Source organism: Shewanella sp. MBTL60-007, assembly GCF_019654915.1.
GTDB lineage: Bacteria > Pseudomonadota > Gammaproteobacteria > Enterobacterales > Shewanellaceae > Shewanella.
Genome location: NZ_BPET01000024.1, coordinates 1 through 16554 on the forward strand (window position 1 = coordinate 1; position 16554 = coordinate 16554).

A 16554-nucleotide genomic window follows, 5' to 3' on the forward strand; every position below is an offset into this window, starting at 1 on the left:
ATATCATATATATATCGATTAAATGGTAAATAAAATAATCCCTATTTACGCTAAATAAAAACGTTACCATATTCAATTTAAAATAAATTCATGCACTTAAGTCAAACCTATTAAATGGTAAAAATATTTTTACCATTTATAATGTAGTCCCCCATGTGGCCACTTTCGTAACATTTGACATACAACCCAACAAATCAATCACTTAGAGCTATCAAGCGTGATTTCCGTTTCTCTTTATACTGTAAGCATAAATAGTTATTGGAGTTGTTATGGATATTAAAAGTGCATTTGATGGAACGAGGTTTACGTTTCAGAACAATGATTCTCTAATCGAGGGTATTTATAGTGGTGTCCCAAATCATATTTACCACCAAATACCAGCAATTAATCACTCAACGATAAAGCCTGCTTTTATTACGTTGGCTCATTACTTTGAGGAAGTTAATAATAAAACAAAAGACAAAAATACAAAGCCAAAATCAATTGGATCGCTATTTCATTGTATGTCATTAACTCCAACCAATACCTATGATGATTTCTTTGCGTATCCAGAAGCCCTGTATTATCCAAACGATATTCATACCACCAGCCAATTAAACCACGCGCTTATGCTTAAAGGACGCTCTCAAAGTGGAAATAAGCAGGACTTAATAACCGCTCTGCTTGAAGCTGACCCCCAAGCACAGATTTTTGATAACCGTCTTAAGGAATGCTTGATAAGCAATATCGGTTGCGATGCGTTTAATGCCGCGTTGGAGTTGGCAGGTGGTAAATTTGCCTCAATTCTTAGCCAATTAACAAAGCCTGAGTTGGCCAAATTTCACCTTAAGCAAGCTATGAGTCAGTCGGATTGGGATCTTGCTGAAACTATGGCAACCAAGTTTTTATCAAAGGCCGCTAACTGTGAGCTATTAAGTAATGGATACCCGGAGTTAACGCTGATCGCTTTCGACAAACATAGAAATATTTGGGTTAAATGTAAGATTGATTACTTAAAAACTAACTTAGTGCCGGTAGACCTCAAATCTACAGAAAATGCCTCTCCATCCAGGTTTTCGTATTCAGCCAAAGAGTATTTTTACGATACTCAGGAAGCTTTCTACGGATATGTGGCATCTTTACTAGGCCTAGAACTTTTACCAATGAAATTCGCTGCAGCAGAGAGCTTTGCGCCCTATGTGAGCCAAATTTATACCTTGCCTGATGTGGTGCGTTTAGATGCAAAAAACTTGGTTCAACGCACCTTGAACCAGATTATAGACGCAGAAAGAAGCGGTGTTATTACCGGCTATTGTGCAAATGAAATGGTATTGCCGTTTAAGAGGCGTGCTAATCCAAGGGCTGCTAGTCAACCTCACAGTACCGAATCTTATTTTTAGGAGAAATTTATGCACGATACCGCTCTAGCACCATACATTACGCAACTTAAGTCTATCGAGTTGGAATACAAACAGGCTGCGCGTCAATATCCTAAATATCGGCTCAACTACCGTGACGAGGCTAACGCACTTATTCGCGAGTTCGTGCGAATTGGTGGTTTACAACTTCAGATCCCAAAGTCAGCTCTTAGTACAGCTTTGATGCTCGCTGTAAGGCTTGGAATTTCGGTATGCCCGCTTAAAAAGCAGTGCTACCTTGCAGTAACATACTTGGAAAGTGGTATGGCTACTGTTGATTTGGCCATTGGTTATCGCGGATATGAGGCTATTTTTTGTGGCTCTGGCTTACTTACTCGAATTGATGTCGGTTTAGTCTATTCAAAGGACAATTTTACTTACCAAGGACCGCGACAAGAAGTAATTCATACATCTAGCACTTTATCTACCGACGTGGATAAAAGAGGGCAATTGGAGTGCGCCTATTGCATGGCAGAGCTAAGCGATGGTTCAATAATGACCTCAACTATGAGTATCGATGAACTCAATGCAGTTGAGGCCATGGCGAGAGAGTATGGCCATTCAAGTTCATGGGATTCAGCTTTTAGTAATGAGTGCCGTAGAGCTGCAATTATCAGATATTCCGCTAAAGATTGGTTCCGCATTGCTGAACATCACGACTGCGATACTTTACCCATCAAAGAGCTCGAAGAAAATGAGAGTGCTAGGGAGTACTTATGACTATATCTTGCTTTGCAAATAGAGGCGGCAAAATCCAAATAATTCCACCTAGCATCGAGTTAAATGCTAAAGCGAGCAGTCTGGATTCTAAGTTACTTTCAGATGGCTACTTACCAACTGACTACCAACTTAGATTGGTTAAGAACATTAGAAATGAAGACGCCGTGACGTGTGAATTTACCTTTAGCTTTTACGAGCGAATAGTTCGTGAATGCGGTTTCACATCACTTGATGGTTATCTACTTTCTAAGTTTGATACTTATGAGTATCAAGGCCCTAGAAAACCGATCCGTATCATTGAGTTATTGACGAGCCCCTTGGAAGCGCTAGATTGTGGTGTTTTTGAAGTGCGGTCAACTAACAATGTGCATACTGGGGTAGTCAGTAGAGAGGAAATCGAAGGCTTTTGGAATAGAACGCTATTACATAGGTTTAACCACGCTAAGCCAATTAGCAATATTCAGGTGGCGACATTACTCAAGTCATTTTTGGGTTATAGGGCAGTTAAACGACTTGCCAGCACACATTCAGAGCTTGATGCAATCAAGCTATTTCACCTTTCAGAAAAGCTCATGGATTCCGAGGACTTTGAATGAACAAACAAACTCACTTTTCAAGCATCAAATACTCAACTGATAACGACTTTATTGAAACAGTCATTGGTGAGCAGCTAGTCGTTGTTTGTCCTATTGGTGTGCCGCTATCTTGCGAATTTAGAGTACATAATAGTAATGAGTATGACTTTTACCTGAATGGAGAACAGTTTTCTTTGGGGTTAGCTGCAGCCAGTGAAAATCTTCTCTTAAACCGTTTGATTCGTACTAAGTGTAATGTGATCCGCTTTGATGCCATTAAGAGTAATGGACTAATCAATATTATCAATTACTACGATACAGATAGTAGCGGTGCATCTTACTCAGAAGATATGGAAAAGGCTGAAATGCTATTCACTTCAATTTTCCATGTTCTTAGGCCAAAGGTAGTTGATTTGGTCAAAATTAAGGATCTATTGAAGTCGCACGTTATCGTTACCCGATTTTCAAAAACAGAGCCCACCGGGATTTACCTTTGCCATAACCATAAAACGCTACAAGCTAAGGTTAAGCGAAGAATAGCGTCACGAGCACACGTTAGAACGGAGTGTGGCACTGATGCTGTCTACAGCGCTCCACTGACTTTTGAAGCGTCAGATAGCGTAGTTCTACTAGATGAATGTGAACAAACTAAAGGCATTCTAGGGCGAGATATGTTGGAGACCTTAAATGGGTAGATGCGCGCAAGCCCTTTTAAATGGGAAAAAGTATACAGAGTGTAGAATGTTAAAAGAAAATGTATTTGAATAATCAAACTACTCGCTTAACTTCACTGAGGATAAATTTGGTATGGATAAGGTAATATTTCCAATTATCTTTGCTATTGCAGTAATGGGCTCTCTAGCATATATGGAATACGTCAAAGCTCATGAAGCCTATTTAAATAACTTCCCCTATTTAATAGAAACTGAGCAAGGTGAGTTTGGAGTTGAACTGGCGATTAATGAAGATAAAAAGTTTATTGGTCTACCTAATGAGTGTGTATGGCAACGAGTTGGTACAAAAATTACTATTCTAAAAAATGAAAACATTATTCAGATTGATGCCTCAGAAGATGCTAAAGATGCTGGTTGTAAGCCTCGAATGTTTTTAGCTGCTAACTCAGAAAGGGATGAGGTAGCAAAGGCATTCTTATTAGCTTTTAACGCTCCTAAGCGTGAAAGTGATCTGAGTTTAGAGTTTGAACCGATTAATAGTGGTTCTTCTATTGAAGCTGAAACACATGGCAACACTAATTGAAACCTAACATGGGAAAACAAGAATGAAATTCTCGATGCTGCATTGGAATGTACAAGCAATCGAGTAGGCCTAAGAGCTGCTGTTAAATTTCAAAAAAACTATACGGGATAAGATCTTAATATTTATATGATGGTGAAATAACATGGCAAGACGACCAGTAGGCCAATTTGTTGGATATAGACAGTTCGCTGTAGACCATAAGTGGTTGGCCGAGAAGCGGGAACGTGAAGCCGCAATGGATCGAGCCGCTTGGCATTCTAAATGGATTACAGTATGGCGTCTAAAAACAGATCGCCTTTGGACTGACTGGGCTATTTGTCAATGGTTGGGTAAGCCAGCTAGCCAAGGTAAGTACAAAGTGTTTGCGGTGGTTGATGTAAAAGCCGCAGAGCGCAAGAAAACATTCAAGGAATGGCATACTCCACGATTAGAAAAAAAACAGCTAAAAAACCCTTTTTTTGAGATTAAAAAACTATAGGAAACAAGCATGACCTCGAAACCGTTCAGGAGAAAAATTTACACACTGGTTCTAAATGGACAAAAATTCTCTCTATATCTTGATGGTTATTGGGGTTTGATATTGAGAACAGAGATTTCAATAAATGCTGAAGTATTGTATAGCCAGATCTGGCATACGGGTGTGAATAAATATCTTGGCTTATCTGGCACTGGTTGGCATTTGACTAGGTGGCGTAATGAAGCTGTTGAAGATCTCAATGGGTTATCTGACAAGGAAAGGCGAACGTTGTCTACTGAGTTTGGCCTGCCAATTTGTACGAATTATCTTGAACTTCCATATAGTAACGAAGAATCGTTTCTGGCATCGCGTTGCGCTATCAAGGTTAGAGATTGGATAAAAATGCACCCGATAGTCTCTAAACGTCTGCTAAACAGTGGTGAGAAGGTCAAAGAGGTTTTTGAACTGCTGGGTGTGCCAACTATATAAAGGGAAGAAGATCATAATGGCTCAATGGATTGAAAACCACGGTAAGCAATCTAAATTGTCATTTGTCTCAGTGTGATTTGATAACTGCACAGGCAACTTACTAAATTAATCGAACTAAACTATGCGAATTTCAATCTGTGGATCGTAAAATTGCGCACTTAACAACGATCAATATAATTTGTGACTTATTAGTGACTTAGCAGCAATCCAAATTAAATCAAGTCTTTGCAGATACCTTTCAATTAACGTTAAGATTATCCTCAAGATATCCACAACTTGCCCCCCAAATTCCCTCTTGCAATAAAGCCAGAGCCTCATTATCTTGTATATAGAATAAGTATTAGCAACTATATGTAGTAGTTATATATTCTTTGAGGCTGTATTGGATTTTACGTTTTAGCCAGGATTGAGGATCTGTGAATATTAACAGCTTAGGTAAAAAATAAATCACTCGCTAATTTACCATTAATAATGGAACTAAAAAGTAAGTCCTAGAGCTTAACCCTCATTTCTTACTATTTAAAAAAACATGTATTGTTAGCTTCAAGAGGTCAACATTAAAGCGACAAATTAAGTGTTTTATTGCGAAACCAATGGATTGAATTGTACTGATAGGGATATTGAAAGGGCGTGAAAGCTAACCGCGGGAACGGCTAACTTTCACATTGTAAATTCACCGGAGCAAAAATACTTTTCGTACACAAGATTAACGGAAAACCGTTAAAACAACTCTATTATAGAGTTGTTCACGAATCAAAGTCTTTTTGCTCCAATGTTTGGGAGTAAATCATGAAAAAGCCAAAAGAACCGGATTACCACATTGTAGTTCATCATAGGCACTACCATGAGATCTCAATCTCTTCAGTAGGTATTGGCCGCTACTCTAGCGCCGCTTTTATCCTATTTTCGTTGATTGAGACAGCGCTACAAATGTTCTAAAAATAGAAACGGCCACAACACTCAAGAGTGCAGTGGCCGTTTGGTGTTTCACCAAAGAAGCTTTAGTTTTTGCTTTTGGTAAGCGCGAATCTCCACCATTCTAAATCACCATCAAGAGCAAGTTCCGTTGATAACTGCGTTGCATACGCATTGCCATTAGCATCGGTTTCTACTTTGACTGTAATCTGTTCTGGCACCATTAAATTCGCCTCGAATAGCGCTCGACTATAGGCATAGTCAAAGCTACCAAGAGCAATTGCATCATCTACCATCAATTGACTTACTACCTGCTGCAAAAGAAGTTCTTGCTGCACTAGTGAGTCTGGTGTTGGTATCGCTAATTCTTCTGTTAACTCGATCACCGAATTGAGCATACATTTTCTCCTTTGGTTGCGGGATGCTCTTTGGAGTCACCTAAATAAGAAACTCTAAAGAGCACCCCACAGGGATACTCGTATGCTGTTAAATCAAGTAACTGTCTATCTCACGGCTTATAGCCGTAGAAATATCACTTACCTGGTCAACTGTTATAAAGCGATTGAAGCCTGCCACAAATGAAGTCTGCAAGCCTACGGCTATTGTCGTAATACCACTGGTTTTAGCAAAAAATAATGCTTCTTCAATTGGCGAATTTGAATCAGGGTAGCCATCAGTTAACACAAATAATAATTTGCGTTGCTCTGGTCTCTTGATTAAATCTGCCACCGCACCAAAAATTGCCTCTCCTGTAGGAGTTGTACCGTCTGCACTGACCTTAAAATCAGCCTCTAAAGCTTGGCCATCAAATTTTTTAGCTTGGTGAATACCCCAAGTGTATTTATCTGATTTTGGATCTATAGGTCTCGTTAGCATTGGGTAATACAAGACTTCTGTATTGATATGGTTAGCAAGTGAAAGTCCTTTAACAATGCCAAATAACGTGCCATTGACACTGGGCATTAGGTCATTCATTGAACCACTTCTATCCACAAGAAAAGAAATAGCGGTTGGAGTACGTTTGCGAATCGGCACTCTCTTTGAAAAAACGCTAGTATCACCGGCAACGATCTGCGCAAAGCGATTGCGATGTAATCTAGCTCCAACATCGCTTGGCACTTCACGACACTTCACTGGTGAAACTAATTTCGCAATTAGTGCGCTAGTATCTGAAACCGAACCCAAATCAAGTGAACCCGTTAACTTCATTTGCTTAAGCTCTACCGGAGCATCAAGGCCAGCGATAACATCGCCGCTCTCTCTTGCATCCTCAGCTTTTGAATTAACGGTTTGCTTCAGCTTGTCATGCAAATCTTTAGGGCGCTCTTTGCACTTTAAGATTGCTTCAATTGCTGCTTTTTCTTCACTTGAATCACTCAACACTAATTGATCGTTTAAAATCGCAATCAATTGCTCGCTTAAGGAGAGAGTGTCTGCACAACTCACTGGAACATTATCTAGGATCAGTGCTTTGATTCTCTCAATTGTTGGCGCCAAATCAGCTAAAAGATATTCTTCAGCGTTGGCAATGCTAAGTAGTTTCTGTTGGCTTCGTATGTTGCCTCGAACCCAGTTCAGTAACCAGTTATGAAATATGATTTCAATTGGCAAATCGACATTTTGAGTACCAAAAAAGCCGAACTCGATAGCCAGGTCTTCTAACTTATCCAGTGCTTCTTTTGCTACATAGGTTTTTCTAATTCGTTCATTTTCCATTCGGGGATCTTCAAAAAGGTTTGTTAACCACTTTGTAAGACCACCAGCTTTAGATGATTTCTGAACGATATTAATGTCAGTTTCGATTAGATGACCTATCTCATGCTCAAGAAGGCCTTCAAGTAAATCCACGTATTGAGGATCGCTTAAATCTCCTTCAGGCAGAGTGATAGCCCCACTTCGCATATCGGCTAGAGCCTTACTACCCGCGATTTGAACTGTGACACTTGAATTTCGTGTTGAAATTCTCGACCACGCTCGAAACTTGCTGGTTAATTGGTTTTGAAAATTCATTTGACCTCCCATAAGACCATAGGAGATACCATGACGGTATATCGCCATGGGCATGAGTTTAAAGTTTATGGTGTGTATCATCGATACGTCAGGAATATTCCCCGCTAATTAACGCTAGCTACGCATTGCCATTGGCAAAATTCTTTATATAACACGCTTATCTAATCATTCCATTAGATAAGCGCCCTAAAGGGCGCTTGTACGGTTGGTAACGTCTAATTGATATTACATACCGGTTTTGTTGTTGTTTCTTTCCATACTTCCTTAACTAGCTTGATAGCTATTTCTCTCTCTACGGATTTCAACGAGTTGAGATAGATACCTTTTAGTGCATCAATAGGCGACTGACTTACGTCATAGGCCATTTCGAGAGTCCAAGCAATTGAATCGCCAGGTCCGAACGGTGCATTAAAGTCGGGTTCTACCAAAGCCTCTCTTAGTAACGAGGCAGTTTTTACTACTCTTAACGCAATTCCATTTGGAATATCAGGGCAAGCCTTTTTAATAATCGACATTTCCTGTTCTGGTTGAGGGTAGAATGTCTCAAGCATCTTCATGCGTCGCGCTAACGAGCGATCATACGTCTGAGATGAATGATAGCGTTGGTTTTCACCTGTACCGTTAGTGTTTGCCGTGGCAACAATAACCGCCATTGGTGATGCTTTTACGCTCATATTCAATGAAGTTAAAGACAGTTCTCTACGATCTAAAAAAGCATGTAGAAAGTGTTGAACACCAGCCGGTGCTTTGTCTATTTCATCAATTAGAGCAATACCACCCTGCTCGTAAACTTTAACAATTTCTGACAACTTCGAAATTGTTTGACCGTTTACTAGCTCCTTACTGCCCTCTAGTTCAGCTGAAAGCATATCTTCTCTCATGTTCACCCTTTTTAAAGGGATACCCATTCGAGCTGACACGTACTCAAAGAACAATGTCTTCCCCGTTCCAGTCTCACCATATAAGCACATAGGCTTAAGTTTCTGGTGATTATCGCAATGGGTAATCCAAGTCTTAACTAACGATTCTGGCGGCAAGATCCCCGTCCAAACATCAATTGTTTTAGAGGTAGCTGGTACTGTCAGAAACTTTTTCCCACGTGGTAAATCATAGTCGTAGAAAATGTCAGCAACGTCCTTTTTGACTACTTTAAGTTGGATGCTATTTAGTTTGGTGTGTGCTTGTGTATTGGCCATTTCGAGCCTCCTGTTTTATAAAGAAGACTCCCCTAATGGGAAGTCTCCCATTGGGTTAAATGCCAACTACTTCGGCAAGATTATTTAATACCTCATTATATTCATCGTATTGTTCGAGAATATATAAGTCTGAAATCAGACTTTTGAGGATTTCCATATTGGCTTCTATATCACTGTCGTCAACAATTTTGACGATCCTTGATGGTAAACCAGCTATGGGTTGGTTGCGGTTGAAGCGGTATCGCGTTGAGTATTCTTTAGCGAACCAAATTGCTTTGGTTTCATCAATGATGGCCATCGCTCGATTAAAAACCGATTGACTGTCATCATTTTCAGAGTACTTAAGAAACAGCTCAGTAGGATCAATTCCTACCAGCTGACAGACTATCTGGAAGTGCTCTGACTTCAAGTAACCTGTTATCTCATTTCGAGTTTGTTCCTTTGCTTTCAACAGTTGTTTGAAATGGATATCGATAAACCCGAGCCAAAACTGCAAACAGTCTTGTTCAGTCCATTCAATCCAATATTCACAGTTTTGACCGTCAAGATATGGATTGTTAATGTCCATAATCGCGTCTTCAAAACCACTCATTCCTTTTCTAAATTGCTTTAGAAAATCTTCGCCTAAATCGTGAGCAATGAAATCTTGCTCATACGCCCAACATAATTGCGGCACCATCTTTAAAGCTGCCATAGAACCTCCCATATAGAGAGAAATCCCTTTTAGGGGATTTCCCCCTAAAGGCTGATGTTGCTAGTTGGACATACTTCTGATTATGTCGATTTGTTTTGATAGTCTGTTTTTCTCAATATGAGAGTTACAGACCCGCTTACAAATTTTACGTCTACGACGCGAAAGGTAAGCTGCCAGTTTTTTAAGGTCTTTTCTATTTTGAGTTACCATTTTCCGCTCCCCCATGTTCCAGTGTCTTCTGACTCCGCAGCATTTGCAGGTTCAGCGTTCAATGTCGTCACGTTTGAAGATGTTTGTGTATTAAGAGTCGGCAAAGTATTTGGCATGACACCGGTAGCTTTACGTGATTCATTAATAGCAAACTGCTTCAGCTTGTGCGGATCGGAAAGCTCAAAATATAGCTCTCTCAAAGTAAGCAAATCTTTATCAACTAAATAGCCACTGTCAGGCAGGCTATTCATTACCGCTTCGATGTAATCAACAACGTATAAAATGTCGTCATCAAGGAATGATAAACGTGACATTTTGGTTGTCATTTGTGCTAACTGAGTACGAAAAGACTGATTTTTCTTGTCTTTCAGCTCGTTTAGCATTTTTAGTGCATCTTCAACGACTTCGATATAAAGCTGTCTTGTTTGAGTTTCGGTGAGACTTTTCGCATCTTCTAGGTACACAGGAGTTACGTGCATCGGTCTAGGTGCTTTAAAGCTAAACTTTGAACGCCATTCAGCAGCGGTCAAAGAGTGCGCTTTTATTAAGTCAGCAATCGCAAGATTGTCAGGGTGAGTCATGTGTTCTTCAAGGATTTGATCCCATTGATAAACCATATCGTCTAACCGACTTTCTGCAGTTTCAATCACTTCTGCTAGTTCCTGGTCAACTTTTTCCAGATCGTTTGTATTAACAAAATAAATATCATTAATACATACTGAGTATTCTCTCAGAATCCGGCGAAATGCAGACGAGACATACGAGCTTACCTTAGTGCTTCTAAGCGTATGTTTGTCAGGATTACTCCTGTCCATATACTTAGATGGCATCCAAACGATGGTATTTTTAGTGATGTTTTTGTTTTTGACTTTGACACCGGCAATTGTAATTTCTGCTTCAGGTACAGTACTAGTACCGTAACAGCCAGAAGAGTTTTCAGTGCCAATATGGTACATGGCCACAGTAGTATTTTGGTCTGTGATGCTCATAGAGCCTCCTTGTTTTGGAATGAGTTAGCCCCTAAGGGTTTTCCCATTGGTGGTAGTGGTTGGCATATAAAATATGCGTCAGGCATAAGCCCCGCTGAAAGATCGTCAGCTCGATTTGTCTGCAGAGCAGTCAAATTTTAAAAAGTCATTCGATTGAGTTATCGAATAATTTTTTGGAGGTGTTGAGGGGTGATTGGTTTACCAATGGAGGCATACATAACAAGTAAAAGTATTATTGTGAGTTACTTACTTAGGATTAGTTATGAATATGGTGTATTGGTTGCGACAAGTTACTTGTCATAGGTAAGTAGGTTTTAACCTACTTAATACGATAATGCGTGGTTAATAAAAAAGCAATTAATTTACGCCCCAATGGGGCGTAAATGGCTAATCAAAAGCTGTAAGATATTCTAAAGATTCACTCTCAATATCTCGTATAACAGCTTTCCACTTATCTAGCTCAGTTTGTTTATGCTGTTGGTCATAACCTTTGGGAAGACTAAGCTTAGGTATTTGACATCGTTCAACGTCAGTCTTGACGTTCGAATATGCTTTATACCAACTTAAGATCCCCGTTTGGTCACTTCCAAAAGTTATACGTCTAGCAGCGGCTAAACCTAACGCTTTCTTTCGGTTTATATCCATATCGACCTCGTAGTTAGAGGAAGCCCCCCTATCGGGAGTTACCCCCGATAGAGCAGGCAGATTATTAAACTTGCAGCGTTACTTTTGATGTTGCTATTGCACAGCAAATGAGCACGTCATTCTTGTCCAATTCAGCAAGTGGTGCTTGTACGTATTTAACCGTCCCACTCAGGAGCTTTACTCTGCATGAATTACAGAATCCAGCTCTGCATTGAGAGTGAGTTCGTATATTCAACGCTTCAAGGCGGGTTAATAGTAGGCCGTTGCTTTGAGTCAGTTCGATCTTCATATATCCCTCCTTATTAACTAATGGCAAAATAGTCATTGCGGCGAGCGTTAAAAACACTAGTCGGTATATCAGTAATAAATGCATCACGATATTCAATTACTACCCCCGATTCATGCAGCTTATACAACTCTTCAATGCTTGATATAGCGGTTTTTCTAATGAATAGGTTTTCAGGTAAATCCGCTGGCCAATGTAGGATCTTGTATCCTCGTAAGCCTCTAGATAACATGCCTAAATCTCTATCAATAATTGGTTTTACTATCATGTGTGTGCTCATTTTGCCTCCGGCTGTTTAAGGGAGGCACCCCTAACGGGATTCCTCCCATTAGGTTGAGTTAACTGATTAAATGATGGTTAGTTCTGCGTAAGCTTGTTGTGTTGTTGCCACTTCCACCCCTAGTTTGCCACCAGCAAGCAGAATGTCGGCTTCAATCTTAAAGCTCAAAGGTAAATGATATGTCGCTCTTTTTTTCAAAGTACGTTTATCATTTTTGGTGTTGTTCTTCATTACTCGCCGGTAAACATCAACCTTACAAAAGCTATCCTGAATAGAAAGCTCTAAGTTGCTGATGTCCCCAGGTCTCGGATTAAACTCAGTGCAAAAAAGTGAATTACTCATAGTGCTAAAGTTAATACCCAAGGTGTCTGCAAGCCCCCCCCCACAGACTAGTCCGTCGAGGTTTAAGGCTTTTGGTTTGTTTATCGAAACGGCTACACAATTCTTTAAACTCACTCAGAGAGTGAATTTCCGTCACTGTGCCTTGGTTTGGACTAGTACAAGAGATGTGGAAACATCGGTCATCATCGCTGATTATTGATTCACGCCACTTGTTATCATCGCAAGCCGAGAAAAACCAAGTCCCACAACCATTGGATTTTAAAACCCAAATATAATTGCTGCCTTGTTGAGAGTCGAAAAGTAACTGCTCTCTATCAATCTCGAATAGATCTTCAGAATGGTGTTGTAGAAATGGCGCGCCAGCATTATTAGCAATGGCGCAAAGTTGATCGTAAATTTTCATAGTATGTCCTCAGATTAGTTAGAGGACAGCCCTAAGGGGAGTCCCCTTAGGATGAATTTACATGTGTTGAGCACTAATAAAGTGCGACAGGAATAATCCCCGCTGAATGCATCAGCTTGCTTTTACTGCTTTGCAGTGAAAATCAATAAACTCATAATAGCAATTCGAATCGACTAGTCAAACTCAGCTCTAGCGAACGTTGTAACTAATGTGCGTTTGGTGTTTTCTTTGATAACCAAAAAGTGAATGTTGGACACTGGATTCTTCCACACTTCAACATTGTCAGAGGTGCCGTATTTACGAGCTTTATGCTTTAAAACCGAGCTTGGAAGTTGCACCTTCATTATCGCTGAGCTTTGAAGTCGCTTAATCAATGAACTCCATGGCTTAGTCAGTGGTGACTCATTCACTCTTCGGCTCATTTCAAGCTCATACTTATCTACCGCGTGTGTTGTGACATAGACATCTGCAAATGCCGCTTCAACTAAACAATGCATTTGACCATGAATCGATGGATCCAATGTTACTGACTCAACGGCTTCTACTTCATCAAAATCTTTATCTAGGCCATCCAAGTTTTTCGACACTACAACCTCTACACCATGCATACTCAAGCCGAGAAATGCTGCATATTTGATTAAATGTTCTTTGGTTGATTTGCGTTGAATTAACTTTTTAATTGCCCCTTTTGAGACTACAAGCTTGTAGCCAATACCTGAAATTGGATAACGGTCATGGATTTTGGCTGTAAACAACAAATGCTGAATCGCCACCAGCTCGGAAATTACTTCTGCATCAGCTAACAACGGATCATGTATGACATCAAGGATCCCTTTGGTCTTAATCCCTGTTCGCCATTCGACTCGGCAGCGGCCTTTTTCCATTGCTGTTGAGCGAGTTAATAGTGTCATCATATCGTTATTTTCCTTGGGAAGATTAGCTTGCATAACCAGTACTATCTCATACTTTAAAAATTACGCTTATTCAAACATTTCAGCAACACCCGCATACAGCTCAAGCTCTTTCCATACATCTTTATAAACGATGCCTTTGCCAGAGTCTAAACCAATGACTTTAGTGTTCGAGTTAGCCTCTTTAACCAAGTTAACACGCTGATCGTTTTCTTCTTCGTTCAGTACGACCAATAACCTTGTTTTAACACCATCATCATCAATAATACCTAGTACCAGATCGGCATCTGAGTCGGAGATTTGCGTTACCGGCTTACTAATAAAAAAGTTGTGTTCACTACTTTTTGAAGTAGCTATTAAGCCTTTAGTAACAGCTTTCTCAGTGCGAGTTCTTGTTAATAAAGGCACATCTGTACTTAATACTGGATGAAGCCAGATTGTATGCGGCATATATTCTGAAGTTTTTTCATGGCGAGCAATAGAAAGCATGACAACGGCCTCCCCCTCAAAACTCTCTTTTGGAATAATCAAAGAATGAAAAGATAGCGTAACAGCCCCCTCCTCATTACTTAAAAAGACACTCTCAGAGTTTTGTACTTGATAATCGTTTAACACCATAAATACGAGTGCATGAGGTCTACCGCTGTTTGCAGGCCAATCTTCTTCGACTTCGATCAGCTTCTCTACTGCCATTTCTATCCCTTGTTTACCAAAGAATAAATACTCACTTAACGTACTATCGCCAAATTCAATGTCATCAGCCACACCCAACATAGTTTTGAACTTGTTCTCTATGCTTTTATTCTGCCTATTCGTCCATGTAGTCATACCTGAGCGCCTTAAGAGGTATCTCGCGACCCTTTCTATTAGAGGCGCCTTTTTAGTTGATAATGAGCAGGCTGAGGAAGAAGTGGTTTTGGTAACACTATCGAATATTGATTCGTTTTTAAAAGCGTTATGCAGCTTTACTTTTGATAAATCATCGGATTGATGGCCCAAATCGGTCCATAACGGACAGGACTTGTCATGATGGCCTAGTTCATGGTGATTAACCAATGTATATTTTCCATGCGACAATCTTGCAAACATTACCACGCCAGGATTACAACACATGCACGATAGATGCCTTATTCTATGGATGCTTTTTAAAAATGCTTGCCCTTCACTGCTTTGCCTCGCTAGTGGCAGCACTATATTAGGCTTTTCCATAAACATGATCGTCTGATTTTCTAAATTATCTTTGACTGCAATTTTCATAGTATTCAATGCCTCCTAATACGCATTTAATCATAGTTTTCGAACGATTCAGGCCGAATTAGGTAAGCGCAATTCTGATTTATAGTTACTATGTATTCATTTGATAACTTAAAGATATGATGATTATGATTGGCATTATTTCGAAAGATGTTGAAAGGCTTGCTGGCAAGGCCGCTAGCGTTAAAAATTCATCTGCAAAAGATTTAAAACATCGCGCAAGTTACTGGGTAAACCAAGCCAATTCTATGATGTTTAAAGCTGATGAAAACTCCGAAGCATATAAGCTGGCAGAGTCTTTCGCACACATCATGATTTATGTTCATAACAGCAGTTCAAGTAAGACAGTTGCAGAGTTAGTTAGCTGCGTACCAACAGTGAAGTGCTGGCTTATTCAGCTTGAGCAGTCGCTAAAGAAGCTAACCGATGCAAGCAAAGAGAATCACAGGCAATTAGAAATGATAAGTGACGGTGTGATGGTAGAGAGGTGCATCATAACTGGTATGGTAAGAACGACTAAGCTAGATCAAACGTAAAGCCATACGAACATCGATAAGCCAATCTATGAATACCTGAGTTAAATCCAACGTGCCCTCTAAATCAGTCGCTTTGACCGTTTGAATGAAGTGGATACCTTTTGCATCTTTAATTAACTCGATTGACTCAGATGCGTTGATTCCTCTAATGATATTGTCATCAACAGATTTACCCGTTGAGTAGAACATTGACAAATGAGGGCAGCCAATATTTTCCTGTCCAAGTGCAGACCACGTTAATAGCTTTACCGTTGCAGTTGGATCGATTTTATCAAACTTGACCACTACATGATTACCGGATAATTGGGCTTCAGTAACCCCTTTATCACTCAAGGTATCGAGCCATGTTTTGATATTAAGCAGCGTAAAATCTTGCATTGCTCTGACCTATATTGTCTAAAACTAGTCTATCGATTGAATCATGTAATACTTCGTTCGATTTGGGATCTTGAAAAACGGTTTTGATTGTCTGTTTATAGAGCTCAAAATCTACTCCCCAAGTAATCGCTATTATCTCCAAAATAAGGCTAGTTTCTCTTGTCGTTACAGGGAAGTTTTGGCCGGACTCTTTTGAAACATTAACGCTCAGTTCGATAGATAAGAGAATTAGCCATCCTCTAATTTGGTCTTCAATAGACATAGTACTTGCCGCTTCAATCCATGAATTAAAACAGCTTTTATCAACGGACAATGAAAAACCCGAATCTAATCTAATGACAGCAGAAAAAATTGCTAAATGACTCTTAGCGACCAAAGGTGCACCTTGAGCTTGGCAATTTATAGCATTATAAAGCCGATTCCAAACACTCAAGTTATAAGCGCAATTATGTGCAACTCCATAGTCTTCCATTGACGCCTCTAAAAACCTTATGGTGGTCCTTTTAATGATCCTTAGGCGAGCAGACTTAGCAACTATCCCTACCATGCAATAACCTTATTTCCTAAACTTTTTTGCACTGTTAACTTTTTAACTGAAATGTCAATGAAT

The 16554-nt window shown here is 39.8% G+C and carries 23 protein-coding genes; 9 read left to right on the forward strand and 14 right to left on the reverse strand.

Translation table 11 applies throughout. The features are described 5' to 3' along the window. Window positions 1–269: 269 nt before the first annotated feature. From K5Q92_RS10625 to K5Q92_RS10660, 8 genes are all read left to right on the forward strand, one after another. Complete coding sequence (locus tag K5Q92_RS10625; protein ID WP_220768979.1) at window positions 270–1379, forward strand: PD-(D/E)XK nuclease-like domain-containing protein; 1110 nt, start codon at window positions 270–272, stop codon at window positions 1377–1379. A 9-nt stretch (window positions 1380–1388) separates the two neighbouring features. Continuing rightward, the gene (locus K5Q92_RS10630) at window positions 1389–2117 is read left to right on the forward strand and encodes a recombinase RecT (protein WP_220768980.1); all 729 of its coding nucleotides are present in this window, start codon (window positions 1389–1391) and stop codon (window positions 2115–2117) included. Beyond that, window positions 2114–2713 carry a hypothetical protein gene (locus K5Q92_RS10635; RefSeq protein WP_220768981.1) on the forward strand — a complete coding sequence of 200 codons (600 nt, stop codon included), beginning with the start codon at window positions 2114–2116 and terminating at the stop codon, window positions 2711–2713. Before K5Q92_RS10630 ends, K5Q92_RS10635 begins: the two co-directional genes overlap by 4 nt. Continuing rightward, entirely contained in the window at window positions 2710–3387 is a 678-nt protein-coding gene (locus K5Q92_RS10640) for a hypothetical protein (protein ID WP_220768982.1), read from the forward strand. The genes K5Q92_RS10635 and K5Q92_RS10640 overlap by 4 nt, the downstream gene beginning before the upstream one ends. 112 nt (window positions 3388–3499) lie before the next feature. Continuing rightward, window positions 3500–3949, forward strand: a complete 450-nt coding sequence (locus K5Q92_RS10645; protein WP_220768983.1) for a hypothetical protein — start codon at window positions 3500–3502, stop codon at window positions 3947–3949. 142 nt (window positions 3950–4091) lie between these two features. Further along, window positions 4092–4427 carry a hypothetical protein gene (locus K5Q92_RS10650; RefSeq protein WP_220768984.1) on the forward strand — a complete coding sequence of 112 codons (336 nt, stop codon included), beginning with the start codon at window positions 4092–4094 and terminating at the stop codon, window positions 4425–4427. A gap of 9 nt (window positions 4428–4436) precedes the next feature. Beyond that, entirely contained in the window at window positions 4437–4895 is a 459-nt protein-coding gene (locus K5Q92_RS10655; RefSeq protein WP_220768985.1) for a hypothetical protein, read from the forward strand. 789 nt (window positions 4896–5684) lie between these two features. Next, window positions 5685–5834 carry a hypothetical protein gene (locus tag K5Q92_RS10660; RefSeq protein ID WP_220768986.1) on the forward strand — a complete coding sequence of 50 codons (150 nt, stop codon included), beginning with the start codon at window positions 5685–5687 and terminating at the stop codon, window positions 5832–5834. Window positions 5835–5896: 62 nt separating this feature from the next. On the opposite strand, the gene K5Q92_RS10665 is transcribed toward K5Q92_RS10660, so the two are convergent. The 12 genes from K5Q92_RS10665 to K5Q92_RS10720 all read right to left on the reverse strand — a co-directional run bounded on the left by K5Q92_RS10665 (window position 5897) and on the right by K5Q92_RS10720 (window position 15033). Next, the gene (locus K5Q92_RS10665; RefSeq protein ID WP_220768987.1) at window positions 5897–6208 is read right to left on the reverse strand and encodes a hypothetical protein; all 312 of its coding nucleotides are present in this window, start codon (window positions 6206–6208) and stop codon (window positions 5897–5899) included. An 88-nt stretch (window positions 6209–6296) separates the two neighbouring features. Next, window positions 6297–7820, reverse strand: coding sequence for a VWA domain-containing protein (locus K5Q92_RS10670; protein WP_220768988.1), 1524 nt, complete (start codon window positions 7818–7820; stop codon window positions 6297–6299). Between the two features lie 215 nt (window positions 7821–8035). Further along, window positions 8036–9016, reverse strand: a complete 981-nt coding sequence (locus K5Q92_RS10675; protein WP_220768989.1) for an AAA family ATPase — start codon at window positions 9014–9016, stop codon at window positions 8036–8038. A gap of 55 nt (window positions 9017–9071) precedes the next feature. Further along, entirely contained in the window at window positions 9072–9710 is a 639-nt protein-coding gene (locus tag K5Q92_RS10680) for a hypothetical protein (RefSeq protein ID WP_220768990.1), read from the reverse strand. 203 nt (window positions 9711–9913) lie between these two features. Beyond that, a complete protein-coding gene (locus K5Q92_RS10685; RefSeq protein WP_220768991.1) occupies window positions 9914–10909 on the reverse strand; it encodes a DUF3150 domain-containing protein in 996 nt (331 codons plus the stop codon). A 387-nt stretch (window positions 10910–11296) separates the two neighbouring features. Further along, the gene (locus tag K5Q92_RS10690; protein WP_220768992.1) at window positions 11297–11554 is read right to left on the reverse strand and encodes a hypothetical protein; all 258 of its coding nucleotides are present in this window, start codon (window positions 11552–11554) and stop codon (window positions 11297–11299) included. Between the two features lie 64 nt (window positions 11555–11618). Beyond that, entirely contained in the window at window positions 11619–11927 is a 309-nt protein-coding gene (gene yfaE, locus K5Q92_RS24525; protein WP_374758450.1) for a class I ribonucleotide reductase maintenance protein YfaE, read from the reverse strand. Then, window positions 11857–12108: a hypothetical protein gene (locus K5Q92_RS10700; RefSeq protein ID WP_220768994.1), complete on the reverse strand. Its 252-nt coding sequence runs from the start codon at window positions 12106–12108 to the stop codon at window positions 11857–11859. Before K5Q92_RS10700 ends, yfaE begins: the two co-directional genes overlap by 71 nt. A 78-nt stretch (window positions 12109–12186) precedes the next feature. Next, window positions 12187–12351, reverse strand: coding sequence for a hypothetical protein (locus K5Q92_RS10705; RefSeq protein ID WP_220768995.1), 165 nt, complete (start codon window positions 12349–12351; stop codon window positions 12187–12189). 121 nt (window positions 12352–12472) lie between these two features. Next, a complete protein-coding gene (locus K5Q92_RS10710) occupies window positions 12473–12865 on the reverse strand; it encodes a hypothetical protein (protein WP_220768996.1) in 393 nt (130 codons plus the stop codon). A gap of 173 nt (window positions 12866–13038) precedes the next feature. Beyond that, a complete protein-coding gene (locus tag K5Q92_RS10715) occupies window positions 13039–13779 on the reverse strand; it encodes a hypothetical protein (protein WP_220768997.1) in 741 nt (246 codons plus the stop codon). Between the two features lie 66 nt (window positions 13780–13845). Then, window positions 13846–15033, reverse strand: coding sequence for a hypothetical protein (locus K5Q92_RS10720; protein ID WP_220768998.1), 1188 nt, complete (start codon window positions 15031–15033; stop codon window positions 13846–13848). A 125-nt stretch (window positions 15034–15158) separates the two neighbouring features. On the opposite strand from K5Q92_RS10720, the gene K5Q92_RS10725 reads away from it, so the two are divergent. Further along, window positions 15159–15566 carry a hypothetical protein gene (locus K5Q92_RS10725; RefSeq protein ID WP_220768999.1) on the forward strand — a complete coding sequence of 136 codons (408 nt, stop codon included), beginning with the start codon at window positions 15159–15161 and terminating at the stop codon, window positions 15564–15566. Here the strand turns inward: K5Q92_RS10725 and K5Q92_RS10730 are convergent. Together K5Q92_RS10730 and K5Q92_RS10735 are read right to left on the reverse strand one after the other, a co-directional pair. Continuing rightward, window positions 15552–15944 (reverse strand): hypothetical protein, encoded by a 393-nt coding sequence (locus K5Q92_RS10730; protein WP_220769000.1) that lies wholly within the window; start codon window positions 15942–15944, stop codon window positions 15552–15554. The genes K5Q92_RS10725 and K5Q92_RS10730 overlap by 15 nt on opposite strands. After that, on the reverse strand, window positions 15922–16416 hold the full coding sequence (locus K5Q92_RS10735) for a hypothetical protein (protein ID WP_220769001.1): 495 nt from the start codon (window positions 16414–16416) through the stop codon (window positions 15922–15924). Before K5Q92_RS10735 ends, K5Q92_RS10730 begins: the two co-directional genes overlap by 23 nt. Between the last annotated feature and the right edge of the window lie 138 nt (window positions 16417–16554).